We start from the raw sequence: 25,570 nt of genomic DNA, 5'->3' as shown, positions 1-25,570 counted from the left end.
ATGAGCGACACCGGCAACGATGCAGGACAAAGCGACGCGGAGCGGGTGACCATGACCCGGCCGACACAGTGAGAGCGGCGGTCACCGGGGCCAGCGGAGTGCTCGGCCGGGGCCTGGTCGCCAGACTGCTCAGCCAAGGTCACCAGGTTATCGGCATCGCCCGCCATCGACCCGAGAGCTGGCCCAGTGCAGCCGATTTTGTTACGGCAGACATCCGGGATGCGGCCGCGGTCAGGCGCGCGATCAGCGGCGCCGACGTCGTCGCACACTGCGCATGGGCCAGGAGCCCCGGGCCGGACAGCCACCTCAGCCAGCAGGTCAATATCGACGGCACGCGCAATATCTTGGAAGCGATGAGCGTCTCCGGAACCGGACGCATCGTCTTCGCCAGCTCCGCCCACGTCTACCGGACTGGGGAACCACCGGCCGCTGAAAACTCCGAAGTCGCACCAGGTTCCATCGAGGGCCGGGACAAAGCGCGGGTTGAGCAGCTGCTGGCGGACTCCGGCGCGAAATGGGTCGCCGTCCGCTCGGCACTGATGGTGGGTCGCAGCGTCGACAATTGGGTGCGCCGGGTGTGGGCCTTGCCGGTGTTCCCTGACGGGTCGGCCGATTCCGTTGTGCAGGTGGTCCACATCGACGACGTGCTGCGCCTGCTGATCCGGACGATCCTGGGTACCGACACTGGTGTGGTGAACCTGGCCGCTGCGGGTCAGCCGACGTTTCGCCAGATCGCCGCCGCGCTGGGCCGCCCGGTTCTGCCGGTTGGCTCCCGGGCGCTGCAGCGTGTCTCACCCTTCAGCGAACTAGCACTGGTGCAAGGCGTTCCGATGATGGACACGTCACGGCTGCACCACGAGTGGGGATTCCGGCCGGCGTGGACCGCCGAGGAGGCCATCCAGGACTTCGTGCTCGCGGTGCGCGGCCGGGTCTGCGTGGGTAGGAGGGTGGTATCGCTGCCCTGGCGGCTGGCCACGATCCAGGACCTTCCGGCCGTCGACGCCCCGGCAGCCGACGGTGTGGTTCCCAGATTGGCTGGGCCCCAAGGGGTCAACGGCGAATTCGACACTCCGATCGACCCCCGTTTCCCGACGTTCCTGGCCACGAATTTGTCCGAGGCGCTGCCTGGTCCGTTTTCGCCGTCGTCGGCGTCGGTCACGGTGCGCGGACTGCGTGCCGGCGGGGTAGGTATCGCCGAACGGCTGCGGCCCGGCGGGGTGATTCAGCGGGAAATCGCGATGCGAACGGTGGCGGTCTTCGCCCACCGACTGTATGGGGCCATCACCTCGGCGCACTTCATGGCCGAGACCGTGCCGTTCGCCAAGCCGGCGATGATCGTCAGCAACAGCGGGTTTTTCGGCCCCAGTATGGCGTCGCTACCTATCTTCGGCGACGAGCGCCCGCCGTCGGAATCGCGGCGAGCCCGCCGACTGCTGCGCACCATCCGCAACATCGGGGTATTCGGCATCAACCTGGTGGGGTTGAGCGCGGGCTCGCCACTGGACACCAGTGATTACCTTGACGACGTCGACCGCCTGGAGCGTCTGACCCGCGACATCTCGCAGCTGGACGATCGCCGGCTGCTGAGCCTGATCCTGCTGGCACGAGACCACGTGGTTCACGGGTGGGTCTTGGCATCCGGGTCGTTCATGCTGTGTGCCGCCTTCAACGTGCTCCTGCGTGCCTTATGTGGACGGGACACGGCGCCGGCGGCGGGGCCGCAATTGGTCAGCGCGCGTCCGGTGGAAGCCGTGCAGCGGCTGGCGAGTGCGGCGCGGCGCGATCCCGACGTGATGCGTGTGTTGGGGGAACCGGGGGAGCGCCTGGGCAAGCTGGCGGTGGCGGCGCCGCAGTTTCACGCCCTGGTGCTGCAAGAGATTTCGTTGATCGGCCATCGCGGACCGGCCGAGGTTGAGATGCTGTCGACCAGCTACGCCGACAATCCGGAACTGCTGGTCCGAATGGTGGCCAAGGCGCTGAGCGCGCCGCCCGCACCGGAACCCCAGCGTCCGGTAGTACCGTTGCGGGCCAAGCCGGTTGCGCTGTTGGCTGCCCGGCAGCTACGGGATCGGGAAGTCCGCCGCGACAGGATGGTCCGCGCGATTTGGGTGCTGCGCGATCTGTTGCGTGAGTATGGGCGCCGACTGGTCGAGGCCGGTGTTCTGGCAACCCCCGATGATGTGTTCTACCTGTTGGTCGACGAGCTCGATGCGCTGCCTGCCGACATCGCCGAAGTGGTGGCCCGGCGCCGGGCCGAACAACGCAGACTGACTGCCGTCGTTCCGCCCACGGTGTTCAGCGGGACTTGGGAGCCATCGACGGGGTCGTCGGCCGTGTTGGGAGCCGGAGACACGTTGCGCGGGGTCGGCGTCTGCGGTGGCCGGGTCCGCGGCCGGGTGCGGATCGTGCGTCCGGAAACCATCGACGACCTGCAGCCGGGCGAGATCCTGGTCGCCGAGGTCACCGACGTCGGCTATACCGCCGCCTTCTGCTACGCCGCGGCCGTGGTCACCGAACTCGGCGGCCCCATGTCCCACGCGGCCGTGGTGGCCCGCGAATTCGGCTTCCCGTGTGTAGTCGACGTACAGGGTGCGACGCGATTCCTGCAGCCCGGCGCGCTCGTCGAGGTTGACGGCGCAACCGGGGAGATTCACGTGCTCGAGCTGGCTTCGGGGGGCTTGGCCAGCGACTGAAATCACTTACGTCACTGTGGTTTCAGGAGTCCCACGGAGCGGGTTCTTGTCGGTGGGCTGCGATAGTATTCGAACATGCGTTCGGATCGGGAGTCGGTGGTGGCGGTGCTCGACCGTCTCGACGCTGCGATCGATGACTTGACTGAGTTGTCGTTTGAGGCGCTGACGACTCCGGAGCGGTTACGCGTATTGGAAAGGCTCGAGCGGGTGGCGCGCCGGTTGCCGGCAGCCCAGCATGCCCTGATCAATCAGATCGGTGAGCAGTCAAGCGAGGAGGAGCTCGGCGGTAGGCTGCCGTTGGCGTTGGCCAGCTGGTTGCGTATCACGCGGGCGGAGGCCAGCCGGCGGGTGAGCGAGGCCGCCGATTTGGGGCAACGGTGTGCGCTCACCGGCGAGCCGCTGGCGCCGCAGCTGAGCGCCGCGGCTGACCTGCAGCGCGACGGGCGCATCGGTGCTGGGCATGTGCGGATCATCGAGATTTCTTTCGCCACTTGCTATTTGGGGTGGACATCGAGACGCGCGAAAGAGCCGAAGCCCATCTGGCCCGGCTGGCCACCCAGTTCGGCCCCGACCAACTGACCAAGCTGGCTCAGCGGCTGATGGATTGCCTCAACCCGGACGGCAGCTACACCGATGAGGACAGGGCCCGACGACGCGGCCTGACACTGGGTAACCAAGGCCTTGATGGAATGTCGCGCATTAGTGCTAACCGGGCGAAGTGGTTTCGTCGGCTGCGAGCAGGGATCCGAATACGCTGTCGGCGATGGCGATCGCGTCGGCCTGGCCGAGGATGACACCACGAAGCTCGGGATGGCTGTCCAGATGTGCTTGCGCGTCTTGCGCGGCGGTGTGGAATGTAATCGACTCGCATGCAGTGTTGGCCAGGGTTCCGCAGCAATCGGTTCGGCTGATGACTACGACGGCGGAGGCGGGTTGCCATATCCAGTCGCTACCGTGGCGTCGAATCTGTATCCGCGTTTGGCTGACGGGATCGGCGGAGTAGATGATGCCGTCGCTTCCGCTCATCAGCGGGATGCCCAGCGCGTCGATGGCGCACATCGCCGCGACCGGAGGGTGCCCGGTCAGATGGACGGTATGCGTTGTGGGCCTACCCGAGAAGGGGTAGGCGACCTCGATGTGTCCGTCAGCTGCGGTGTGCACCAGGTCGTCGGATTCCAGTCGGTACAACGCGTCGTCGAGTTCGACACCCAGCGCGTTGGCTGTCTTGCGTAAGTCGTCACGGTGACATCGGCCGTGGTCGAGGAAGCGGCGCAGTACAGCTCGGTGCAGTTCCCGGATCGTCGGCGGGAGCTGCTGGGCGGCGGTGGCCGGCGACTCGGGTGCATTCGCGAACTGGTCGGGCATCACGATTCCGTTGTCTTGGGCGCGTGCGCCCGCAATGCGTCGAAAACCCGCGACGGCGTGGGCAAGTCGAGTCTGCACGCATTGCCGATTGGTGGTCCGGCCTCGGGACGCATCACGTCAACCCCGTCGACCAGGACCGTCGGTGAGGGATAGCTACCGACGCGGTCGATTATCGGCACGTCGATGCCCAACGAAGTCAGGCATTCTGTGATCGTCGCCCTGGCGGCGGCGGCATTGGGACATCCCGGCGAGGTGAGCAGTTCAATTCGCATCATGTTCAGTCCTCAGCGGTTGACGTTGTGGTGGCGCTGTTTCGATGTCATGCAAGATCGGGCAATCCAGTTTGGAGCGGGCCGATCACAGGTCGCGGTCAGTTGGGGTCCGCCGGGGTTCGGGCAGCAAACCGCGGCGTTCGTAGTAGCGCAGCGTTTGAGCGTTGACCTGCGCCTGCCTGGCGACCTCGCTGGTTCTCACCTCTCAAGTATGAACCTTGGATTCAACTACCTAGTCAAGCCGACGACGACATGCCGATGGCCGTGGAAGAAGATCGCCGGGATACCACCGGCGGCCGACGGCGAATCGGGTCTGTACCCCGTTCATAGCGGCATCGTAGCGCCGCGACCCAGAACCGCTGTGAACTGCGAATATGCCGCGTAGGGCGCGCTGGCAGACTGGAGGCATCCCGGCAGTGGAGTACCTCAGCAGGTGAATGCCATTCCCACGCCGTCGGGCGGCGGCACCGGTCGCAGGCAACCGAACGGTTCGACGCCGCCGGCGCTGAGCCGAACCGCGGACTGGTGCGCGTAGTTCACGCAGAGCAGCCCGGATTGTTCGGCGCGGCAGCGGTAGTCGCCGAACGACAATGAGTCCCTCTCCGCCAACTCGGGTCCGTTGCCGTTGACGAACGGCCCGGGGTCACCGCGGGACGCTCCGACCTGTAGCTTCACCCCGTCGAAGTCAACCCAGCCGCCCTTCCATTCGCCGTAGGCGGTGGCGGGAGCAGGCGGGGGATTGGTCAGGCTGACCAGACAGGCCAGCGCGCTGCCGGTGTGTTTGGCGTCGGTCAGGCACAACGCTTTGCCGGCCGGGGCGGTAAACGCGATGTCGTCGCCGAGTTCGGTGGTGACACCGTCGCGGCTCACGCTGTGATAGCGCGCGGGATCGGCGGGTCGGCCTGCCTCGATCCAGGCAATGACCTCGGAGATCGGGACACCGGCCGCCGGCGTGGCCGACCCGGCCGTCGGTTTGCTCGCCGACGACCCCGCCGACGTCGGCGTGCTGGTCTGCGAATGCCCCGGCTGGCTGCCGATGTCGTGCGAGCACCCGGCAACCAGCAATGGCACTGCGACCAGCACGGCGATTCGCATCGATTCAGGCTAGCCGCCTCGCCCCGGTTTAAGGCGCTGCCCATCCGGTGCGCCCTGCCAATCCGCTAACGTCGGGTTATGCACGAGCGCACCGTCCGCGCACGCACGGTTACCGGCATCGTCGAGGGCTTCACTCGCGACGGCGTGAACCGCTGGCGATCCATCCCCTACGCCAGGCCGCCGGTGGGGCCGTTGCGATTCCGGGCACCGCAGCCGGCGCAGCCCTGGTCCGGTGTGCGGCACTGCCACGGGTTCACCAATTGCGCGCCCCAGCAACGTCGTTACACGATGCTCGGCGTCGGCAAGTATCAACCAATGAGCGAGGATTGCCTGGCCCTCAACGTCGTCACGCCCGAAGCCCCCGCACCCGAACCGCTGCCGGTCATGGTCTTCATCCACGGCGGCGGCTACATCCTGGGCAGCTCGGCCACCCCGTTATACGACGGCGCCGCACTGGCCCGGCGGGGCTGCGTCTACGTGTCGGTTAACTACCGGTTGGGTGCGCTGGGTTGTCTGGACCTGTCGTCGCTGTCGACGGCCGACATCACCATCGACAGCAACCTGTACCTGCGCGATTTGGTGCTGGCGTTGCAGTGGGTCCAGGACAACATCGCCCAATTCGGTGGTGACCCCGACAACGTCACCATTTTCGGGGAAAGCGCGGGCGCTCACATCACCGCCACATTGCTGGCCGTGCCGGCCGCGAAAGACCTTTTTGCGCAGGCGATTTCGGAAAGTCCGGCGGCGGGCATGGTGCGTCCTCGTGAGCTGGCCGTTGAGTTCGCCGCACGCTTTGCCGAGCTGCTCGGTGCCCGCCCGCGCGATGCCGCCAGCGCGCTCATCCGGGCGACCCCGGCTCAACTGGTCCAAGCCCAGCACCGACTGATCGAGCAGGGCATGCAGAAACGCTTGGGCGCCTTCCCGATTGGTCCCACCTTCGGCGACGACTGCCTGCCCATCGATCCCGTCGAGGCGATGCGGTCTGGACAATCGCACCAGGTGCCGCTCATCGTGGGCACCAACGCCGAGGAGGGCCGGTTGTTCACCCGCTTCCTCAAGATGCTGCCGACCAACAAGGCGATGATCGACGAACTACTGGCCGACGCGGAACCGGCTACCCGGGAACGCATTACCTCGGCCTACCCGGATTACCCCAAGCCGTCGGCATGCATCCAACTTGGCGGGGATTTCGCGTTCAACGCGGCCGCCTGGCAGATCGCCGAGGCGCACGGCGCGCACGCCCCTACTTACCTTTACCGCTACGACTACGCCCCGCGGACTCTGCGCTGGTCCGGTTTCGGGGCTACGCACGCGACCGAACTGCTTGCCGTCTTCGACATCTACCGGACCACGTTCGGTGCGTTGCTGACTGCTGCCGCCGACCGGAGACATGCACTGCGGGTCAGCGACGAAGTCATAAGACGCTGGCGGTCTTTCAGCCAGACCGGTGCGCCGGGCGACGACTGGCCGGCCTATACGCACACCGAGCGAGCCGTGCTGGTGATCGACCGCGAGTGCCGCGTCGAGTTAGATCCGCACCAGCACCGCCGGCTGGTCTGGGACGGCTTTTCGCTGGTTCAGTGACCATGGATCCCGAAAGCGAGCGCGTCATCGAGCGACCGGACGATCTCACCGCGTCGTGGCTGACCGCGGCGATCGGGGCCGGCACGGTCACCGATTTCACCGTCGAGCGCATCGGCACCGGCCAGATGAGCGAGTGCTACCGCGTCGTGCCCGCCTACGCAGCAGCCGCCGGCCCGCAATCGGTAGTCCTCAAGGTCGCGGCCACCGATCCGATGAGCCGGCAGACCGGCCGGACGCTGGGCCTCTACCAGCGTGAGGTTCGGTTCTACCGCGACATCGCGCCACGCCTCGACGGGCCGATAGCCCCCTGTTACCACGCGGCGGCCGACGTCTCGACCGGCGCATTCGACCTGCTGCTCGGTGACGCCGGACCGGCGGTCGTTGGTGACGAAATCGCCGGGGCCACAATCGAAGAAGCCAGGCTTGCGGTCAGGGAGCTGGGGCGGCTGCACGGACCGCTGCTCGGTGACGCGACGCTGGCCGATGCGCCGTGGCTCAACCGTGACGCACCGCTGAATCAGACGATGATCGCGTCGCTCTACGCCGGTTTTGTCGAGCGCTACGGCGACCAGATTGCACCCCGATACCGGGAAGTGTGCGACCGGCTGGTAGCCGCGTTCGATGGCTACCAGGAGGCGGCGCACACCGAAATCCAGGGGCTCGTACACGGCGACTACCGGTTGGACAACCTGCTTTTCGGTGCAGCCGGAGCCGACCGGGCGTTGACGGTGGTCGACTGGCAGACCGTCTCCTGGGGCCCCGCGATGACCGATCTGGCGTACTTCCTGGGCTGTGCGCTATCGACGCAGGACCGCCGGACTCACTACGACGACCTACTGCGGACTTATCACCAAGCGCTGGGGCCCGAGCCGCCGATCAGCCTGACCGAGGTCGCCGAAGGTGTCCGCGGGCAGAGCTTTTTCGGCGTCATGATGGCAATTGTCTCCTCGATGCTGGTGGAGCGCACCGAGCGGGGTGACCGGTTGTTCATGACGATGCTGCAACGCCATTGCGACCACGTGCTGGACACCGACGCGTTGGCGACGCTGCCGGCCGTTGAGCGACCCGAGCCGCTGCGGCCTTCCGACGACGACGAACTCGCCCACGCACCGACCGACGAACCGCTGTGGAGCGAGAGCTGGTACGCCGACTTCGTCGACGCGCCACAGGGATTGGGCGGCTGGTTTCGGCTGGGCCGGATTGCCAATCAGCAGACGGCATGGGTGCACGCGCTGCTGTGCGGACCCGACATGCCGACCGTGGCCGTCGTCGACGTCGACGTCGCGCTGCCCGACGACCCGTGGGTGGTGCGCACCGACGCCGTCGAGCTGGACCATGCCGTCAGCGCACCGCTGCAGACTTATCGTGTCGACCTACGGGCGCGTGGGCAGTCATACGCCGACCCCGCGGCGTTGTTGCGCGGGGAGCCCGGAGATCCGGTCGAAGTGACGATGTGCCTGGTTTGGACAACCGACGGCAGCCCATATCGGTATCGAATGACGTCGCGCTACGAAATCCCTTGCACCGTTTCGGGAACCGTCACCGTCGATGGAACCGGCTACCGCTTCGACTCCGTTCCGGGGCAACGGGACCACTCCTGGGGCGTGCGCGATTGGTGGAGCATGGATTGGATGTGGAGTGCGGTGCACCTCGACGACGGTACGCATCTGCACGGCGTCAAGATCCAAATCCCGGGCGCACCAGCCTTCAGTGTCGGCTACGTTCAAGACGCTCGGGGGCAACTCACCGAGCTGCAGGCGGTGGACATCCAGGATAGCTTCGGCGCCAACGGTTTACCGCTGCACGCGACACTGAGCCTCGATCACGGTGAGCTCACGGCGGCCGTCGAGGTACGCGCGCACGCACCGGTGCGGCTGGTAGCCGTCGACGGGCGGGTAAGCCAATTCCCGCGCGCCTGGGTCGGCGTCAGCACCGCCGACGGCCGCAGCGGTGTCGGCTGGCTGGAATGGAATCGCAACCAGGTGTGAGCACGGGCCGGACGTCGCCGATGCGTTCTCCAACATCGCCAAGATGGCGGCCGGCGAAACCCTCGACGACGACGACCGCTACCTATGACTGCAGGCGCTTTCCCGGGGCCTTGACCTGCTCACGTGCCGTGTCGGCCAAGTGGGAACCTTGGTGGCGCACGGTCTCGGCGAGTTCCAGGCCGCGCAACCGGGCCTTACTGGCCAGCTTCTCGCCCCGGGCGCGGGCCGCCTCGGCCAATGGCGCGCCTTTTGCCGCCGCGGTACCGGCCAGGTGGCGCCCGCGTTCCAGGGCGGCTTCGGCGTAGGGCGCCCCCCGTTCGGCGGCTGTCTCGGCCAGCTCCCGGCCACGCTCGGCTCCGGCCTTCAGGCGGTGCACAATCTTGTCGCCGAGCTCTCCGAGTTCGGCGCCCACCACGGTGTCGTCGGATCCCGGCAGCGTCGAGGACACGGCCTCCGAGAGTCGGCTCGCGGCGCGCCGGCCGCGCCACGCCAACGACGGCTTGCCCGCGGTGTCCGCCGAGGCGATGATCAGTCCGCCCAGCAAGCTCAGGTCCGTGAGGAATTCACGCCGCTTCTGCGCCTTGAGCTCCGGATCCGGCTCGCTCCAAAACATATGAGTGCCAAGATTGCCCGGTATCACCGTCAGCGCCAGCGCCGCCGAGGCGAGGCGGGGTAGTCGGCCGGCGGCCAGTAGCACGCCACCCCCGATCTGAACGGCGGCGTTGATCTGAGCGAACGTTTCGGCATTGGACGGAATGCTGCTGCCCACCGGATCCGGCAGCGTCCGCAATCGGCTCACGGTGGGCTGGGCGGCTTCCGCCGCGGGCTTGGGGTTGAGCAGCGACTCCACACCCTGGCCGATGAACGCCGCTGACAGCATGGGTCGTGCGATTCTGCGAAGCATCATGGCCGGGGTATTCCCCGGTCCGCGGGCCGGCAAACCGGCCAGGGCGGTCGCGGGAGCCCGCGGCAGCCCGCGACCGTTGGGACTAGGGTGGATATTGTGCGAACGCTGATCATCGTCGACCTGCAGAACGATTTCTGCGAGGGCGGCTCGGTGCCGGTGGCCGGCGCCGGCCGGCTGGCACACACGATCAACGACTACCTGGCCGGCCGGCCGGGTTACCAGCACGTGGTGGCCACCAAGGACTTCCACATCGATCCCGGCGACCACTTCTCTGACCACCCAAACTATCGCTCGTCGTGGCCTCCGCACTGTCGCGCCGGAAGCTGCGGTGCCGACTTCCATCCCGACCTCGACACCGGCCACCTCGATGCCGTCTTCCGCAAGGGCGCCTACGGCGCGGCCTACAGCGGGGCTGAGGGGGTCGACGAGCATGGCACCACGCTGCCGAATTGGCTGCGGCAACGCGGGATCGACGAGGTCGACGTGGTAGGCGTTGCCACCGATCATTGCGTACGGCGCACCGCCGAGGACCTGGCTCGGGCCGGCTTCACTACCAGGGTGTTGGTCGACCTGACCGCGGGCGCGTCGGCCGATACCACCAACGAGGCGCTGAAGCAGCTGCCCCCCGCTGGCATCGCGTTGGCGTGGAGCCGCTGATGGCGCTCCCGGATCGCGACGACCTACTGGTCGCCGTCGAGCGGTCGCCGCGGGCCGCCGCAGCTCACGACCGCGCCGCCTGGGTAGGTCTGTTCACCAGCGACGGCCGGGTCCAAGACCCGGTGGGTTCGCAGCCGCATATGGGCCACGAGCAGATCGGCCGGTTCTTCGATACGTTCATCGGTCCGCGGGATATCAAGTTCCACCGCGACCTCGACATCGTCTCCGGCCCGGTCGTCCTGCGCGACGTCGAACTCGAGGTGGCGATGGCCCCCGCCGTGACGATGTTCGTTCCCGCCTTTTTGCGCTACGACCTGCGAAAGGTCAACGGCGACTGGAAGATTGCCGTTCTCCGGGCATACTGGGATTTGCCGGCGATGATGCTGCAGTTCCTGCGGAGCGGATCACCGGCGATGTCGCCGGCGCTGAAGCTGTCGCAGGGGTTGTTGGGTAATCAGGGTTTGCGCGGCACCGCCGGCTTCCTGACCGGATTTCGCCGGGCGGGCGCGCGTCGCAAGACAGTGGTGACGACATTTCTCGACGCGGTGGGGCGCGGCGACACCTACGCCGCGGGACGCGCGCTGTCGCCAACGGCGGCAATGACTTTGGGCGATGACGACGTATTGGACCTGGCCGAACTACGGCAACAGCTCCGTGGGGTCAGCTGGTCGAAGATCAACGGCGCCGGATCAACCGTCACGGTGTCGCTGGCATCCGATCATGGGCGCGGGATCATGTTCGCCGACCTGCCGTGGCGCGGCCATCTGATCAACCGGATCCGGTACTTCCCGGCGTGATTCGGTTAGGCCCACGGTAGCTGTCACAGATCGCTGCGCACCGTGTGTGCCGCGGCGACCGACATCTGGGCCACCTCCTCGATGAGGTCGTCTCGGGATACGGTGAGCTTGCCGTCGAGCCAACTGGTGACGGCCTTGGCAGTACCGGCCACGATCACGAGGGTGGCGAGCCGCAGGCGATGGTACTGGCTCTGGTCGCTGCCGGTTCCGGCGAGCAACAGCTGGGTGAGCAGCTCGGCAAGTTCGTGCTCGGCCCCGCCGACGGTGTCCTTGAGCAGTTCGCTGCCGATCAGCTCGGTGAACAACCGCGCCTTGCGCGGATCATCGGTCAGCACGGTGATCACCCGGCCGATGCCCATCCGCGCGCGATCGATCAGTTCGGTGGCCGAATCGGTCATCGAGTCGAGGACGCCGCTGCTGATTTCGGCCAGCAGACGCTGCGCCAGGGCCACGAAAAGCTCGTCGCGGGTCCGGAAGCTTTCATAAAAGTACCGCTTCGACAGGCCGGCCTGCCGACTGACCGCATCGATGGTCGTTGCCGCCATCCCGGCGGTACCGGCAACTTCGAGGCACCCGTCGAGCAATTGCTTTCGCCGCAGGTCGCGTCGCTCCTCTGCGCTGACGCCGCGAAATGGTCTCACGACCGGGATCACGACGTTATCTTGGCACAGCGTCGTGCCGCCCATGCTGTTTGGAGCTGCTCGGACCGATCCGGTTGGATTAGGGACTTTCGGCCCTACGGCCAAAACATGACACCTGTCAACATTGTCGGAACTATCCAGTTCCTACTTTGTGGCAGGGGACCCGATGCCGAGCCTTCCCACCATGCCGCGAGTTACCCTTTTCCGCCCGAGGAAGTCCAATCCGGTTGTCCTGCCACGGCCCGACGGCCCGTCTCGGCGGTGGGGGCAGTCGGGGACGGCGTCGGCGCGGCGCAGCGTTCGGGTTGTCGAGGTGATTCGCGAGACCGACGATGCGGTGACACTGGTGCTGGAAGTCACCGACGGGCGGCCGGTCGAGTTCCGCGCCGGGCAATACCTGACGCACTGCTTCGCCATCGATGGCGTGACCGTAAAGCGCGCCTATTCGATTAGCGCCGCCGAGGGCGATCGACTGGCCTGCACCGTCAAGGTGATCGACGGCGGGGTCGTGTCAGGCTTCGTGCACCGCGACGTCGCTGCCGGATACGAGTACACGGTGCTTGGACCATCGGGTGATTTCGTCCTTCCCGGCGTTGACGAAAATGACGCGGTGCCGCTGGCGTTTCTGGCTGCCGGCAGCGGCATCACGCCGGTGATCGGCATGATCGAAACCGCACTGCGACAGTCGCCCGAACGCGAGATCTCGCTGGTGTACGCGTCGCGCCGGCAAAGCGAGATCATCTTCGCGCGGCGGCTGTCAGCATTGGCCGCCAACTATCCGCAGCTGCGGGTGGTGCACGTGCTCTCGCAGCCCGCGTCGGCATGGCCGGGCGAGACCGGACGGCTAACCGGCGAGCGTGCCGCCGCGTTATTGGCGCCAAGCCTGGATGCACAGGTGTTTCTTTGCGGCCCACCGGAATTGATGGACGCAACCACCGCTGCGTTGACGAGCGGTGCCGTCGACGCCGGTCGCATCCATCGGGAACGGTTCTACGCAGCGCCCCAGCACACTCGCACGCTGCCGACCGAACCGCACGATCTGGAGTTCCGCATTACCGGTCGCACGGTCACCCAACAGCCGGGCGAGACGATTCTGGAGGCGGGTCTGCGCAGCGGAGTGAAGCTCGACTTCAGTTGCACTGTCGGCGGTTGCGCCGCATGCAAGCTCAAAGTGATCAGCGGCGCGGTGACGGTCGACGAACCGAACTGCCTGAGCGACCGGGAACGATCCGACGGCTACATCCTCAGCTGTTCGGCATACGCCCAAGAAAGCGTCGTCCTCGACGCATAACCCCAGGAGGTTGGAGATGACTTCGACAGTGAAGACTTCGGTGGAATCGATGGTGCGCGGCCTACCGATCAAGGCGCAGAACAAGATTCACCAGACCCTCGACAGTGTCGGGTTGATGCTGTCGGTGCAGAACCCGAAAGTTGCCGTCTCCATGGCGCCTTCGGCGGTGCGGGGACTGGTGCTGGGCAAAGGCAAGCGCGGCGACCACGTGGACATGCCTGCCCACCACAGCGCGCACTTCCGGCTCAACTACCAAAGCGACTTCGCCGAGATGTATGACCTGTACCGTCGCGCGGTGTCCAAGCAGTGGGACGGTGACGCCGACCTGCCCTGGGAACTCGACGTCACCCCCGACAACCCGAATGCGCAGATCCTGCCGCGCAGCTTCGTGCCGTTCAACGAAATCGAGGGGTTCGGCGTCAAACTGACGGCGCTGGAGGAGCGCAAGTTGACATGGGACATCGCGGCATGGCTGCTCAGCCAGTTCATGCACGGCGAGCAGGGCGCCCTGTTCGCTTCGGCTCAGGTGACCGAGTGCGTGCACTGGACCGACGCCAAGCTCTACGGGGCAACCCAGGTGATGGACGAGGGCCGGCACCTCGAGGTCTTCCTGCGCTACCTCGACACCAAGCTCGAGAAGATCTACACCGTCAACGACAACCTGTTCGTGCTCATCGACGAGCTGATGACCGACGGCCGTTGGGATTTCAAGTTTCTCGGTATGCAGATCATGATCGAGGGCCTGGCGCTCGGCGCGTTCACCACTATTTTCCAGCAGACGCGCGAGCCGCTGCTCAAGCAACTGCTCAAGATGGTGATCCAGGACGAAGCCCGCCATGTGCACTACGGTGTGCTGGCGTTGCGCGACCACATCACCCAGAACATCTCGGAGAAGGAGCGCCGCGAACGCGAAGACTGGGTCTATGAGGTGGCGCTGCTGATGCGTAACCGGTTCCTGATGCACGAGGTGTACGAAGAGTGGTTCTCCCACAAGGTGCCGCTCAAGGTCTGGGACGAACAGATGCTGGACTCGCCCAGCATGGTCAAGTTCCGCAGCATCATGTTCGAGCGGCTCATTCCCAACCTCGAATACATCGGGCTGATGAGCGATCGGATCAAGACCCACTACGAAAAGTCCGGGCTCACCCAATATCTGGGCGGCAAGAACGCCACACAGCTCACCGAGGACGACCTGACCGTCGACGCCGGTCCCGGTTACGACTCCGACGAGATGCCGGAGGAATTGCAGGAGTTGGCGGCGGGAACCTCGGCCTCGAGAGTCGGCAATGGTTGATCCAGCCGTCGGTTGCGCCGCAATGTTCAGCCCATCCTTTCCGGATCGGATCTTATTTGGTTCGCAGTCCGGAAAGTTGAGGGCACGCCAGTCAGCACCGCCAGCCAGAACTTCGCACCTTCAGCCCCATCGACGGCCCAAAACCCGAGAATGTCGCGTTCCCCGGCGCAGGTGTCCCCGACGGGGAAGGTCGATGGCTCGATTGGTGACCTGCCCGTCGCGGATCTTCACACGGATGGCGTCGACGACCGCCGGATACACCGACTACAACGGCCGGTTGCACCACTCGGCCATCTCACCGATAACTTGTCGGTGATCCGCGAGATAGTGTCCGTCGACACCGTCGCCCCGTAAACGTCGGCAAAGTGCGCGGCGACCTCACCAGTCGTCAATCCCATTGCGGGTGCGCGATAACACGATCTCGGCGCTGGCTGGCTGCGGTGGTGAGTGCTGCGTACGTCGGAGAATTCTCGTCTGTGGTCAGTACGACGAGTTCGAGTGCGTGCCGGCCGGGGATCACGTAGGCGGTGTAGTCCAGTTGAAGAGGGCCGGCTTGGGGGTGAAGGAATGTTTTGCTTCCGGTGTGGGGCCCTCGTACGTCGTGCTTGTCCCACATCGCCTTGAACTGGCTGCTTTGTGAGGCTAGTTCGGCCACGAGCTGGCGGCCGCGTTCGTTGTGCGGATCGGCTGCGAGTGCGTGGCGTAGCCGATTGACGTTGCTGTGTGCTACCGCGTGCCAATCGGCGAACAGGTCGGGGGCGCGTGGATCGCAGAACGCGAACCAGGCGAAATTGCGATATCGGGTCGGCAGGGATGCGAAGTCGACGTGAAGCCAGGCCGCGGCGTCGTTCCAGGCCAGGATGTCGCGCATCGGTGTGACTACGTGCGCGGGCCAAACGGAAAGCGATCTAAGCAGGCGCAAGGTGGCTTTTGGCACCGTCGGCGGGTCGACCGGTGCCCGGTCGTTGGCTTGGTGGGCGCCGCCGGCGGCAAGGTGGTGCAGATGTCGGCGACTGTCTTCATCGAGCCGCATCGCGGTGGCCAGCGCGTCGAGGACTTCCGGGGAAGGGCGGCGTTGGCGACCTTGCTCCAGGCGGGTGTAGTACTCGGGGCTGATGCCGGCCAGTGCGGCGACTTCGGCCCTGCGCAGCCCGTAGAGTCGCCGGCTGCCGGTGCGGGGCAGCCCGACAACCTCGGGCGCCAGACCGGCCCGGCGTGAGCGTAGGAAGTGGGCCAGGTCGGAAACTGGTGCAGTCGCTGACATGCCCTCGATTATTGTCGGCCGTTCGTGGCCAGGGTGGCCCTGGCAGAGCAAGCTTCAGCAGTACTCGCCCCAAGCGGTGTCTGGTCGTGGTGTGCAGCTGGGATCAGACTGGCTGCAGATGCGGCTTGGACCCGTTGTGCTCGGGTGTTTTGTGCCAGCTTCCCGCCATTGAACCTAGGAGCTATGTGTGACTACCCCTACCTGCCATCCAGTGCCGTCGGTCTCGTCGTCTTTGGACTCGAGCGCGTTGGGGCCGACATCCTGGGTTGTCGGTCGCGCTGAGGTTAGCAGCCGATGCAGCCGACTGCGGCGGTATTTGCCGCTGGTAGTGCTAAGCACGGCGGCCGGGCTGGACGCCGGTGGGGTGGCGATCCTCAACAGTGCTCTGCCGTCGATGGGGGCGCAGTTCGGCACGTCTGCGCAGACCCTGTCGTGGGCGGTCAGCGGCTATGCACTGGCATTTGCCGGTTTGCTGCTATGTGGGGGTGCGATGGCCGATCGGCTGCGCCGCCGGCAGGTTTTGGTTTGGGGTTTGGCGATGATCGCTGCCGGTGGTGTGCTCGCGTTCACCGCGCCGGTGTTCTGGCTGATCCTGGTCGGGCGAATATTGCAGGGAATCGGCGCGGCGATCACGATGCCGGCGGCCACCGCCCTGCTGACGTCGGTGTATCCGGACGACCCGATGCGTTCACGCGCCCTGGGCGTGTTCTCTTCGGCGCAGGCCGGATGCTACGCGGCCGGTCTGGTGGTCGGCGGTCTGATCACCACCGCGCTGGGGTGGCGGTGGGTTTTTGCTCTGCAGGTGCTGGTGGCCATGCTCACCGCTGCGGCTGCGCTGCGGTGGCTTCCGGTCACCGCACGTCAATGCCAACAGCGTGTGGATCGTGTCGGGGCGGGCGCACTGGTCACAGCGATCACGCTGGTCATCCTGGCCGCCGACATGGCATCGCGCGATAACGGCGCTGGGCTCGCTGCTGCAATGCTCGTTATCGCCGCGAGCGCGGGATACCTGTGGTGGCGTCGCAGCCGCGCAGACGGCGAGCAAGCTAGTCTGCTGGACCCGGCGATGCTGCGCTTGGGTTCGGTGCGCACCGCGGCCGTGGCGGCGTGCGTGTTCTTCTTTTGTGTCACCGGTTCACTGTTTTTGCTTCCGCTCTACCTGCAACAGGTGCGCGGCATGTCGGCCGCATCGTCGGGGCTGGCGATTCTTCCGGTCAGCCTTGCCGTGTCGGCCACCGCCCTATTGGCTGGCCGGTTGATGAAAACCCGCGGTCCCCGTGTGCTGCTGACGTTGGGTATTCCACTGACCGCCGGCGGTGTCCTGTTATGGTGCACCGCCGAGACGCACAGCCCCTACCTCGGCGGTATCCTCGCCGGCCTGATTATCACCGGTATCGGACAAGGCCTGACGTTTCCGGCCGTCATAGCCATCGGTCTACAGGATGTGCCGGATGCTGCGCACGGTATGGCGTCTGCCATCACCGTCACTGCTTTGCAGATCGGCAGCGCTATCGGCCCCACTGTCCTCGCCGGAATCGCCCAATCCACGGCTGTGACTGCTGATGGTGGCTTGTCGCTGACCGGTTACCACCTCGCCTTCGCTGTGGCAGCCGCCACCCTGGTCCTTATCGCCGTTCCAGTGGTCGCGCGTCTTCCGAAACGGCCTGCGCAGTAAGGAGATCGGCGGCTGCACATACGCCCGGCATCGCGATCGCGCGGCCGGCCGAGGCCAGGTGTACCTGCAGATCGACTTCGAAGTGCACAACCCGAATCCGGACGATCGACATCACCCCCGATGCCGAGCATGCCGCCTTAGCGTTGCCGAGTTAGCCATCCCGGGAATACCACGAAGTATCACGTGCCAAATGGCATACAGTCGGCACCGGAGTCGAGGCCCAGATCCGGGAGCAGCATGTTCGACAAGCCGTTCCTACGGCGCAGCCTGTTGCGGGGCGCCGGCGCACTCACCGTGGCGTCATTGGCACCGTGGTCCGCCGGCTGCGCCTCCGACGACGACGCCTTGACTTTCTTCTTCGCCGCCAATCCCGACGAAGCGGACGCCCGGATGCGCATCGTCGATGAGTTTTGCCGCCGGCACCCCGACATCAAGGTGCGGGCTTTGCTGTCCGGACCCGGCCCCCTGCAGCAAATATCGACGTTCTGCGCCGGCGGCAAGTGTCCCGATGTGCTGATGGCGTGGGAGTTGAGCTACGCCGGATTGGCTGACCGGGGTGTGTTCCTGGACCTGAACACCATGCTGGCGCGGGATCCCAGTTTTGCCGCCGAGCTGTCGTCGGATGGCATTGGGCCACTGTATGAGACGTTCACCTATAACGGCGGCCAATACGCCCTTCCGGAGCAATGGTCGGGAAACTACCTGTACTACAACAAGCGGCTTTTCGCCGACGCCGGCATTCGGCCACCACCCACGAGCTGGGAGCAGCCGTGGAGTTTTGCCGAATTCCTCGACGCGGCTCGCGCGCTCACCCAGCACGATGCCGCGGGACGGGTCAAGCAGTGGGGGTTCGTCGACACCTTTGTCCCAGCCATCTCCGCGGGGCTGTTCGCCATGAACAACGGCGTGCCGTGGTCTTCGCCGAGAACGAACCCGGCGCACCTCAACATCGACAATGCCGCCTTCATCGAAGCCGTCCAGTTCTACGCCGACCTGACCAACAAGCACCAGGTGGCGCCCACCGCATCCGAGCTGCAGTCGACGGCCACGCCGGAGTTGTTCTCGCGAGGCAAGGCGGCGATGGCCTTGGGCGGGCACTGGCGCTACCAGACTTTCGACCGCGCCGACGGCTTGGATTTCAATGTGACCACGCTGCCGTTAGGCCCGCGGGGCCACGCGCCCTGCTCCAATATCGGCGCCACCGGACTGGCCATCGCGGCGAGCAGTCGGCGCCCAGAGCAGGCATGGGAGTTCATCAAGTTCGCAACCGGACCCATCGGTCAGGCGTTGATCGGCGAAACCAACCTTTTCGTGCCGGTGGTGTGGTCCGCGATCAACTCCGCTGGATTCGCCAAAGCACACAGTAGGGTTGACAACCTCGCCGTACTCACCGGAGGACCGAGCCATTCCCAGGGCCTGCCCATCACCCCGGCGTGGCCGAAGGTCTACGCCCTGATGGAACGCACCTTCGGACCGGTGCTACGGGGATCGCGCCCGGCGACATCGCTGACCGGGCTGTCGCGAGCCGTCGACGAGGTGCTGCGCAGTCCGTGACATCGATCGACACACCCGAACCGGTACCCCCGACGCGCCACAAGAGGCCGAGCCGCTGGCGCCGGCGGCCGTGGGCCGGGCGACTGTTCGTCGCACCGAATCTGGCAGCTGTCGTGGTGTTCATGGTGTTCCCGCTCGGGTTCTCGCTGTACATGAGCTTTCAGAGCTGGGACCTGTTCGCCCGGCCAACGTTTGTGGGTCTGCGGAATTTCCGCAACCTGTTCACCGCTGACCCGCTGTTTCCCATCGCGGTGCGCAACACGGTGATCTTCACTGTCGGGACGGTCGTGCCGACCGTCCTCATCAGCCTCGCCATCGCGGGCGTGCTGAACCGGAAAGTCAAGGGCATCGGCGTCTTTCGGACGATCACGTTCTTACCGTTGGCTATTTCGTCGGTGGTGATGGCAGTGATCTGGCAGTTCGTCTTCGATACCAACAACGGGTTACTCAACATCATGCTGGGCTGGGTCGGGATCGGTCCCATCCCATGGCTGATCGAACCCAGGTGGGCCATGGCCTCGTTGTGCCTGGTCAGTGTGTGGCGAAGCGTGCCGTTTGCCACCGTCGTGCTGCTGGCCGCGATGCAAGGGGTTCCCGAAACCGTCTACGAGGCAGCCAAAATCGATGGCGCCGGCGAGATACGCCAGTTCGTGTCGATCACGGTGCCGTTGATCCGCGGCGCCATGTCATTCGTCGTTGTCATCTCGATCATCCACGCGTTCCAGGCATTCGATCTGGTCTACGTTCTCACCGGCGCGAACGGCGGACCGGAAACCGGAACCTATGTCTTAGGCATCATGCTCTTCCAAAACGCCTTTGGATTCCTGGAATTCGGTTACGCCTCGGCGCTGGCCTGGGTGATGTTCGCCGTCTTGCTGGTGTTGACCGTACTTCAGCTGCGCCTCACGCGGCGCCGCTCGTGGGAGGTTTCCCGTGGGCTCGGCTGATCGAGTGGTCAACCGCAACATCGTTCGCGCTGTCGCCCTGTACACCGCGCTGATCGCGATCGCCTGGTGCGCCCTGTTCCCGATCATCTGGGCCCTGTCGGGCTCGTTGAAGAGGGAAGGCGAAGTGAGCCAACCGAAGTTGGTCCCTGACCACCCGCAGTGGTCCAACTACAGCGAAGTGTTCGCGCTGATGCCGTTCTGGCGAATGTTTTTCAACACCGTGCTGTATGCCGGCTGCGTCACCGCCGGCCAGGTGTTCTTCTGCTCGCTGGCCGGATATGCCTTTGCGCGACTGCATTTTCGCGGCCGCGACACCTTGTTCGTCATGTACCTGGGCACGCTCATGGTGCCGCTGACGGTCACCGTAATCCCGCAGTTCATTCTGATGCGCACCGTGGGGTGGGTGGACACCCCATGGGCGATGATCGTGCCGGGTTTGTTCGGTAGCGCCTTCGGCACCTACCTCATGAGGCAGTTTTTCCGCACTCTCCCAGCCGATCTCGAAGAAGCGGCGATTCTGGACGGCTGCTCGCCCTGGCAGATCTACTGGCGGATCCTGTTGCCCCATGCCAGGCCGGCGGTGATGGTGCTGGCAGTGCTCACCTGGGTGAACGTATGGAACGATTTTCTCTGGCCGCTGCTGATGATCCAACGCAACAGCCTGGCCACCCTGACGCTCGGTCTGGTGCGGTTGCGCGGCGAATACGTGGCACGGTGGCCGGTTTTCATGGCGACGTCGATGCTCATACTCTTGCCGTTGGTGCTCGTCTACGCGGCGGCGCAGCGCTCGTTCATCCGCGGTATCGCCGCGACCGGACTCGGCGGATAGCCGCATGGCCACGGTGAGTTTCGAGGGGGCCACCCGGCAGTACCCCGGCGCAGACCGGCCCGCCCTGGACCGCCTTGACCTCGTTGTCGGCGACGGTGAGTTCGTCGTGCTGGTCGGACCGTCCGGATGCGGCAAGACCACGTCGCTGCGGATGGTGGCCGGATTGGAGAAATTGGATTCGGGCAAGATCCGGATCGGCGACCGGGACGTCACCAACGTCGATCCCAAGGATCGCGATGTCGCCATGGTCTTCCAGAACTACGCCCTCTACCCGCACATGACGGTGGCGCAGAACATGGGATTCGCGTTGAAGGTTGCCAAGACGCCAAAGCCGGAGATCCGCGAAAGAGTGCTGGCCGCCGCGAAATTGCTTGATTTGCAACCATACCTGGACCGCAAGCCCAAGGACCTCTCCGGCGGACAACGCCAGCGGGTGGCAATGGGGCGTGCCATTGTGCGCCGTCCGCGGGTTTTCCTGATGGACGAGCCGCTGTCCAATCTCGATGCCAAGCTGCGGGTGCAAACCCGCAATCAGATCGCCGCATTGCAACGGCAACTCGGCACCACCACGGTTTACGTCACCCACGATCAGGTCGAGGCCATGACGATGGGCGACCGGGTCGCGGTGCTGTGCGACGGGGTGCTGCAACAGTGCGCGGCGCCGCGGGAACTTTACCGCAACCCGGACAACGTGTTCGTCGCCGGATTCATCGGATCGCCGGCGATGAACCTGTTTACCCTCCCGACTGCCGATTCGGCAGTGAAGCTTGGGGATTGGCATATGCACGTGCCGCGCGAGATAGCCACCGCGGCACCGGAGATTGTTGTCGGCATTCGTCCCGAACATTTCGAAGTGGGCAACGTCGGCGTGGAAATTGAGGTCTACGTGGTGGAGGAGCTCGGCGCCGACGCCTATCTGTATGGCCGGATCAGCGGGGCAGGCCAGCTCGCCGGTCAGGCGATCGTCGCTCGAACGGACGGCCGCCAGCCGCCCGCGCGTGGCAGCCGCGTGCGTCTGCGCCCTCAACCCGGCCAACTGCACTTCTTCGGAGCCGACGGCCGTCGGATTGCCTGACACCGGTGTGCCGCACACCGATAACCACCCACGATGCGACTATGGTGACGGCCGTGAGCACGCACCGTGTCGATCTGGTCTGCGAAGGCGGCGGGGTCCGGGGGATCGGGTTGGTCGGCGCGGTGGACGCGCTGGGCGCGGCCGGCTACAGGTTTCCCCGTGTCGCAGGGACCAGCGCCGGTGCGATCGTCGCGTCGCTGGTCGCGGCGCTGCAGGTGGCGGGGGAACCGCTGACACGGCTCTCCGAGATCATGCGCAGCATCGACTACCGGAAGCTTCTCGACCGCAGTCTCGCCGGACACGTGCCGTTGATCGGCGGGGTGCTCTCGCTGCTGACGTCGGATGGCGTGTATCGGGGAGCCTATCTGGAACAGCTGCTCACCGGCTTGCTCGGTGACCTGGGCGTGCGCACTTTCGCTGACTTGCGTACCGGCGATGAACCCGAGCAATTTGCCTGGTCGCTGGTGGTCACAGCCAGCGACCTGTCTCGGCACCGGTTGGTTCGCATCCCATGGGATCTGGACTCCTATGGCATTGACCCTGACGACTTTTCGGTGGCCCGCGCGGTCCATGCCTCGTCGGCGATTCCGTTCGTGTTCGAGCCGGTTCGGGTCGCCGGCGCGACGTGGGTTGACGGAGCATTGCTGTCGAACTTTCCAGTGGGGCTGTTCGACCGATCCGATGGCGGACCGGAGTGGCCGACCTTCGGGATCCGGCTGTCGTCGCGTCCGGGCATTCCGCCGACTCATCCGGTTCATGGGCCAGTGTCGTTGGGAATCGCCGCGATTGAGACGTTGGTCAGCAATCAGGACAACGCCTACATCGACGACCCTTGTACCGTGCGGCGCACTATCTTCGTGCCCGCTAAGACCATCAGCCCGATCGACTTCGATATCACCGCCGAACAACGCGAGGCCCTGTACCAGCGCGGGGTGCAAGCGGGTCAAGAGTTTCTGCAGACCTGGAACTACCAGGACTACATCGCGAAGTGCGGCGGCCCCGCCACCCCTTTGGACTGAGCGCTCCGGGCCAAGGGTCCGCCGAAGCGGCGATCAGCTCAGTCGTTGCGCGAGGGTGCGTCGACCGGGACCGCTGAGGTCGGCGACGGCCGCCGGCCTGCCGGCCATGGCCACCAGCAATGCCTCACCGGTCCCGGTCACTTCGGGTCCGCTGCCGTGTGTCCAGTCGAGGTCGGTTGCCCGCAGCCGCAGTCCGTTGATTCGCGGTCGAGCGCCAAGCCGGGGGTTCTTCGGCACCAGCTGCAGCACGCGTTCGAGTCGCCCGGCGGCAATGGTGCGGGGCTGACCGAGTGGGCGCCGGATGTCCTGGTGGTGGATCATGCCGTCGACCAGCGCGATCATTCCGCCGAAACCCGCTGTCAGCCCCCGCGGCTGGAGGTGCTGGCCGACGAACTCCAGCAATTCCGGTGGGGTAAGCGCTGAAAATTCTCGGACGCCGACCTCGTTGGCCCGTACCACCCGGCCCTTGACGAACCGCATCAGCAACCCGAATGCGTTGAGCTCTTCGTAGCTGAACATATGCGCGACAACATCTTTGACGCTCCATCCGGCGCACAGACTGGGTGTGGCCCACTGCTGTGGAGTCAGGGTCGCCAGGAATTCCGTCAGTTCTGCGCGCTCGGCACGGGCCATGCTCATCATGGTGGCTTGTGCGCCACCACCGTCGATAGTCATGGCCGCACCTCGACACCGAACAAGTCTTGGGTCGGTGGCTGAAGGCACCGACTGTACGCTGAGGGCGCCGAGCGTGCCGTCCGGGCGGCCGATCGTGGCGGTTCCCGCCCTACATTCACTCTCAGAGCCGACACTGCACACTCGATGCAGCGGCATGACAGCCGATAACGGTGAGCACGTGAAACATCCCCGAACGCCTGCCATCACAAGCGGTTTGAGCGAAGGTGCGGCATCGGCGTGCCGAAGACAGAGCCAAGACGTGGGCAGCCAAGCCTGAGCAAGAGGACATCGTTGACCAGCCGTATTCGTGGTCCCATGAATATCCGAGTGAGACAGGCATTTTCGCTAGACGGCCGCGGCGCGCCGCAACCGCGTCCGGCGAGCGACTGCCTAGTATTGCCGCGTGGTGGATCGTTATGGCAGCGACGTCTTGTCCGGGGGAGGGCGGCGCGCGCCGCGATCGGTGGAGCATCCGGTCGAGATCGGCATGGTGGTCGAGGACGCCGAAAGCGGCTACGTCGGCGCCGTGGTCCGAGTCGAATACGGCCGCATCGACCTCGAAGACCGCCACGGTAAGACCCGCGGTTTTCCGCTCGGGCCCGGTTACCTGATCGACGGTCGACCGGTAATCCTCACTGCGCCGCGCCGCCCGGCGCCGGTCACGCCGAAGCGAACGGCATCCGGTTCGGTAGCGGTCCCCGGTGCCCGCGCTCGGGTTGCCCGTGCCAGCCGGATCTACGTCGAGGGACGTCACGACGCCGAGCTCGTCGCCCAGGTCTGGGGGGAAGACCTGCGCATCGAAGGCGTTGTGGTGGAGCACCTGGGTGGCGTCGACGACCTGGTGCGCATCGTCGCCGATTTCCGGCCCGGACCGCGCTGTCGACTCGGCGTCCTCGTGGACCACCTGGTCGCCGGGTCGAAAGAGGCGCGCATTGCCGAAGCGGTGCGCCAGGGGCCGGGTGGCTCGGACACCCTGGTCGTCGGTCATCCTTACGTCGACATCTGGCAGGCCGTGAAACCCAACCGGCTCGGCCTCAAGGCGTGGCCGAGTGTGCCGCGGCACATCGAGTGGAAGTACGGAGTCTGTCAGGCGCTGGGCTGGCCGCACGCCGACCAGGCCGACATCGCCACGGCGTGGCGGCGTATCCGGTCAACCGTGCGCGACTGGAACGATCTGGAGCCCGCGCTGATCGGCCGGGTCGAAGAACTCATCGACTTCGTTACCCGGCCTGCCGCCTAGCCGCCCGGCGACCGGTGGCAGCGGCAAAGCTGCGGCCCTCCATGTTTCCGGCAGGTGAGCTTTGTGTCGATCGTGTAAAAGGCTGCCGAAAGCCGTCACGTCTGCGCGTCTGCCGAGCACTAAAAGCTTGACGCCGAAAACTATTTGCTTTGGAAAGAAATGGAGGACTCTACATGACCGACGTGCTCGTCATCGATGCCGAAGGCCTGGACCGACTGTCGTGCAGCGCCAAGACCGACCCCAGCACGGGCAAGAAGACACTGAAAGCCAAGACGGTGTGTGAAAGCGGCTTTCGCAACATGACCTACGTGCGCGACCTGGCGCCCATGCTCGTCGGCGAACCGCCCGCGCTGCTGGGTGACGACTCGGCGCCCAACCCCTCGGAGACGACGTTGGCGGCCCTGGGATCCTGCATCTCGGTGGGTCTGCTGGCCAACGCCACCCACCGTGGCGTGACCCTGACCAAGATCGAGGTCGAGATGGAAGGTGACATCGACATCTCCGCCGTGTGGGGCGTCGGCGACACCCCGGCCGGCAAGGTCCTCGGCTTTACCGCGGTGCGCTGTCGCGTCACCTTGGCCGGAGATGCCGACGAACAGACGTTGCAGGAGATCCACGACAACGCGATCGCCTGGTCGCCCGTGGTGAACACGTTCCGCCGTCCGGCCACCGTCGACTCGACGCTGACCATCGACTAGGCATCGCGAC

23 protein-coding genes and 2 pseudogenes are annotated in these 25,570 nt (G+C 65.7%); 16 read left to right on the top strand and 9 right to left on the bottom strand.

What is annotated here, in order from left to right:
• Window positions 1–68: 68 nt before the first annotated feature.
• Together AWC07_RS23350 and AWC07_RS23345 are read left to right on the top strand one after the other, a co-directional pair.
• The gene (locus AWC07_RS23350; RefSeq protein ID WP_085105254.1) at window positions 69–2,693 is read left to right on the top strand and encodes a sugar epimerase family protein; all 2,625 of its coding nucleotides are present in this window, start codon (window positions 69–71) and stop codon (window positions 2,691–2,693) included.
• Between the two features lie 75 nt (window positions 2,694–2,768).
• Window positions 2,769–3,397: pseudogene (locus AWC07_RS23345) on the top strand (DUF222 domain-containing protein); the annotation flags it as partial.
• Window position 3,398: 1 nt separating this feature from the next.
• On the opposite strand, the gene merB reads toward AWC07_RS23345, so the two are convergent.
• From merB to AWC07_RS23325, 4 genes are all read right to left on the bottom strand, one after another.
• On the bottom strand, window positions 3,399–4,058 hold the full coding sequence (gene merB / locus AWC07_RS23340) for an alkylmercury lyase family protein (RefSeq protein ID WP_051508224.1): 660 nt from the start codon (window positions 4,056–4,058) through the stop codon (window positions 3,399–3,401).
• Window positions 4,058–4,330: a hypothetical protein gene (locus tag AWC07_RS23335; protein WP_036418266.1), complete on the bottom strand. Its 273-nt coding sequence runs from the start codon at window positions 4,328–4,330 to the stop codon at window positions 4,058–4,060. Before AWC07_RS23335 ends, merB begins: the two co-directional genes overlap by 1 nt.
• Before the next feature lie 85 nt (window positions 4,331–4,415).
• On the bottom strand, window positions 4,416–4,532 hold the full coding sequence (locus tag AWC07_RS23330) for a MerR family DNA-binding transcriptional regulator (RefSeq protein WP_244187675.1): 117 nt from the start codon (window positions 4,530–4,532) through the stop codon (window positions 4,416–4,418).
• 224 nt (window positions 4,533–4,756) lie between these two features.
• Window positions 4,757–5,425: a hypothetical protein gene (locus AWC07_RS23325; RefSeq protein ID WP_085105253.1), complete on the bottom strand. Its 669-nt coding sequence runs from the start codon at window positions 5,423–5,425 to the stop codon at window positions 4,757–4,759.
• A 78-nt stretch (window positions 5,426–5,503) separates the two neighbouring features.
• On the opposite strand from AWC07_RS23325, the gene AWC07_RS23320 reads away from it, so the two are divergent.
• Window positions 5,504–7,009, top strand: a complete 1,506-nt coding sequence (locus AWC07_RS23320; protein ID WP_036419986.1) for a carboxylesterase/lipase family protein — start codon at window positions 5,504–5,506, stop codon at window positions 7,007–7,009.
• A 2-nt stretch (window positions 7,010–7,011) separates the two neighbouring features.
• Window positions 7,012–8,997 carry a DUF7064 domain-containing protein gene (locus tag AWC07_RS23315; RefSeq protein WP_036419988.1) on the top strand — a complete coding sequence of 662 codons (1,986 nt, stop codon included), beginning with the start codon at window positions 7,012–7,014 and terminating at the stop codon, window positions 8,995–8,997.
• Between the two features lie 82 nt (window positions 8,998–9,079).
• Here the strand turns inward: AWC07_RS23315 and AWC07_RS23310 are convergent, their stop codons facing one another.
• Window positions 9,080–9,904 (bottom strand): DoxX family protein, encoded by an 825-nt coding sequence (locus AWC07_RS23310; RefSeq protein ID WP_036419990.1) that lies wholly within the window; start codon window positions 9,902–9,904, stop codon window positions 9,080–9,082.
• Window positions 9,905–10,000: 96 nt separating this feature from the next.
• On the opposite strand from AWC07_RS23310, the gene AWC07_RS23305 reads away from it, so the two are divergent.
• Both AWC07_RS23305 and AWC07_RS23300 read left to right on the top strand, forming a co-directional pair.
• Window positions 10,001–10,561 carry an isochorismatase family protein gene (locus AWC07_RS23305; protein ID WP_036420013.1) on the top strand — a complete coding sequence of 187 codons (561 nt, stop codon included), beginning with the start codon at window positions 10,001–10,003 and terminating at the stop codon, window positions 10,559–10,561.
• On the top strand, window positions 10,561–11,358 hold the full coding sequence (locus AWC07_RS23300) for a nuclear transport factor 2 family protein (RefSeq protein ID WP_036420015.1): 798 nt from the start codon (window positions 10,561–10,563) through the stop codon (window positions 11,356–11,358). Before AWC07_RS23305 ends, AWC07_RS23300 begins: the two co-directional genes overlap by 1 nt.
• 23 nt (window positions 11,359–11,381) lie before the next feature.
• Here the strand turns inward: AWC07_RS23300 and AWC07_RS23295 are convergent, their stop codons facing one another.
• Window positions 11,382–12,011 (bottom strand): TetR/AcrR family transcriptional regulator, encoded by a 630-nt coding sequence (locus AWC07_RS23295; protein WP_036420017.1) that lies wholly within the window; start codon window positions 12,009–12,011, stop codon window positions 11,382–11,384.
• Between the two features lie 172 nt (window positions 12,012–12,183).
• Here AWC07_RS23295 and AWC07_RS23290 point away from each other — a divergent pair, with 172 nt between their 5' ends.
• On the top strand, window positions 12,184–13,290 hold the full coding sequence (locus tag AWC07_RS23290; RefSeq protein ID WP_167380125.1) for a ferredoxin--NADP reductase: 1,107 nt from the start codon (window positions 12,184–12,186) through the stop codon (window positions 13,288–13,290).
• A gap of 16 nt (window positions 13,291–13,306) precedes the next feature.
• The gene (locus AWC07_RS23285) at window positions 13,307–14,584 is read left to right on the top strand and encodes a ferritin-like domain-containing protein (RefSeq protein WP_084293781.1); all 1,278 of its coding nucleotides are present in this window, start codon (window positions 13,307–13,309) and stop codon (window positions 14,582–14,584) included.
• A 71-nt stretch (window positions 14,585–14,655) separates the two neighbouring features.
• Here AWC07_RS23285 and AWC07_RS29085 read toward each other — a convergent pair.
• Window positions 14,656–14,985, bottom strand: a pseudogene (locus tag AWC07_RS29085) (transposase); the annotation flags it as partial.
• A complete protein-coding gene (locus AWC07_RS23275; protein ID WP_051508293.1) occupies window positions 14,973–15,848 on the bottom strand; it encodes a helix-turn-helix transcriptional regulator in 876 nt (291 codons plus the stop codon). The pseudogene AWC07_RS29085 and the gene AWC07_RS23275, both read right to left, overlap by 13 nt.
• Window positions 15,849–16,176: 328 nt before the next feature.
• Between AWC07_RS23275 and AWC07_RS23270 the strand changes: the two genes are divergently transcribed.
• From AWC07_RS23270 to AWC07_RS23245, 6 genes are all read left to right on the top strand, one after another.
• On the top strand, window positions 16,177–17,523 hold the full coding sequence (locus tag AWC07_RS23270; RefSeq protein ID WP_051508294.1) for an MFS transporter: 1,347 nt from the start codon (window positions 16,177–16,179) through the stop codon (window positions 17,521–17,523).
• Between the two features lie 237 nt (window positions 17,524–17,760).
• A complete protein-coding gene (locus AWC07_RS23265) occupies window positions 17,761–19,077 on the top strand; it encodes an ABC transporter substrate-binding protein (RefSeq protein WP_036419994.1) in 1,317 nt (438 codons plus the stop codon).
• A 5-nt stretch (window positions 19,078–19,082) separates the two neighbouring features.
• The gene (locus AWC07_RS23260; protein WP_244187677.1) at window positions 19,083–20,024 is read left to right on the top strand and encodes a carbohydrate ABC transporter permease; all 942 of its coding nucleotides are present in this window, start codon (window positions 19,083–19,085) and stop codon (window positions 20,022–20,024) included.
• Window positions 20,011–20,853, top strand: a complete 843-nt coding sequence (locus tag AWC07_RS23255; RefSeq protein ID WP_036419998.1) for a carbohydrate ABC transporter permease — start codon at window positions 20,011–20,013, stop codon at window positions 20,851–20,853. Before AWC07_RS23260 ends, AWC07_RS23255 begins: the two co-directional genes overlap by 14 nt.
• A 4-nt stretch (window positions 20,854–20,857) precedes the next feature.
• The gene (locus AWC07_RS23250; protein WP_036420000.1) at window positions 20,858–21,928 is read left to right on the top strand and encodes an ABC transporter ATP-binding protein; all 1,071 of its coding nucleotides are present in this window, start codon (window positions 20,858–20,860) and stop codon (window positions 21,926–21,928) included.
• A gap of 44 nt (window positions 21,929–21,972) precedes the next feature.
• Complete coding sequence (locus AWC07_RS23245) at window positions 21,973–22,947, top strand: patatin-like phospholipase family protein (protein ID WP_139829843.1); 975 nt, start codon at window positions 21,973–21,975, stop codon at window positions 22,945–22,947.
• Between the two features lie 33 nt (window positions 22,948–22,980).
• On the opposite strand, the gene AWC07_RS23240 is transcribed toward AWC07_RS23245, so the two are convergent.
• Entirely contained in the window at window positions 22,981–23,622 is a 642-nt protein-coding gene (locus tag AWC07_RS23240) for a maleylpyruvate isomerase family mycothiol-dependent enzyme (RefSeq protein ID WP_036420002.1), read from the bottom strand.
• 403 nt (window positions 23,623–24,025) lie between these two features.
• Here AWC07_RS23240 and AWC07_RS23235 point away from each other — a divergent pair, with 403 nt between their 5' ends.
• Window positions 24,026–24,862, top strand: a complete 837-nt coding sequence (locus tag AWC07_RS23235) for a DUF3097 domain-containing protein (RefSeq protein ID WP_036420004.1) — start codon at window positions 24,026–24,028, stop codon at window positions 24,860–24,862.
• A gap of 173 nt (window positions 24,863–25,035) precedes the next feature.
• The gene (locus tag AWC07_RS23230) at window positions 25,036–25,560 is read left to right on the top strand and encodes an OsmC family protein (RefSeq protein ID WP_036420006.1); all 525 of its coding nucleotides are present in this window, start codon (window positions 25,036–25,038) and stop codon (window positions 25,558–25,560) included.
• Window positions 25,561–25,570: the final 10 nt, after the last annotated feature.

Source organism: Mycobacterium gastri (genome assembly GCF_002102175.1).
Classification (GTDB): Bacteria; Actinomycetota; Actinomycetes; order Mycobacteriales; family Mycobacteriaceae; genus Mycobacterium; species Mycobacterium gastri.
Note: the sequence above shows the minus strand (reverse complement) of the source record. Positions and strands in the feature narration are given on the sequence as shown.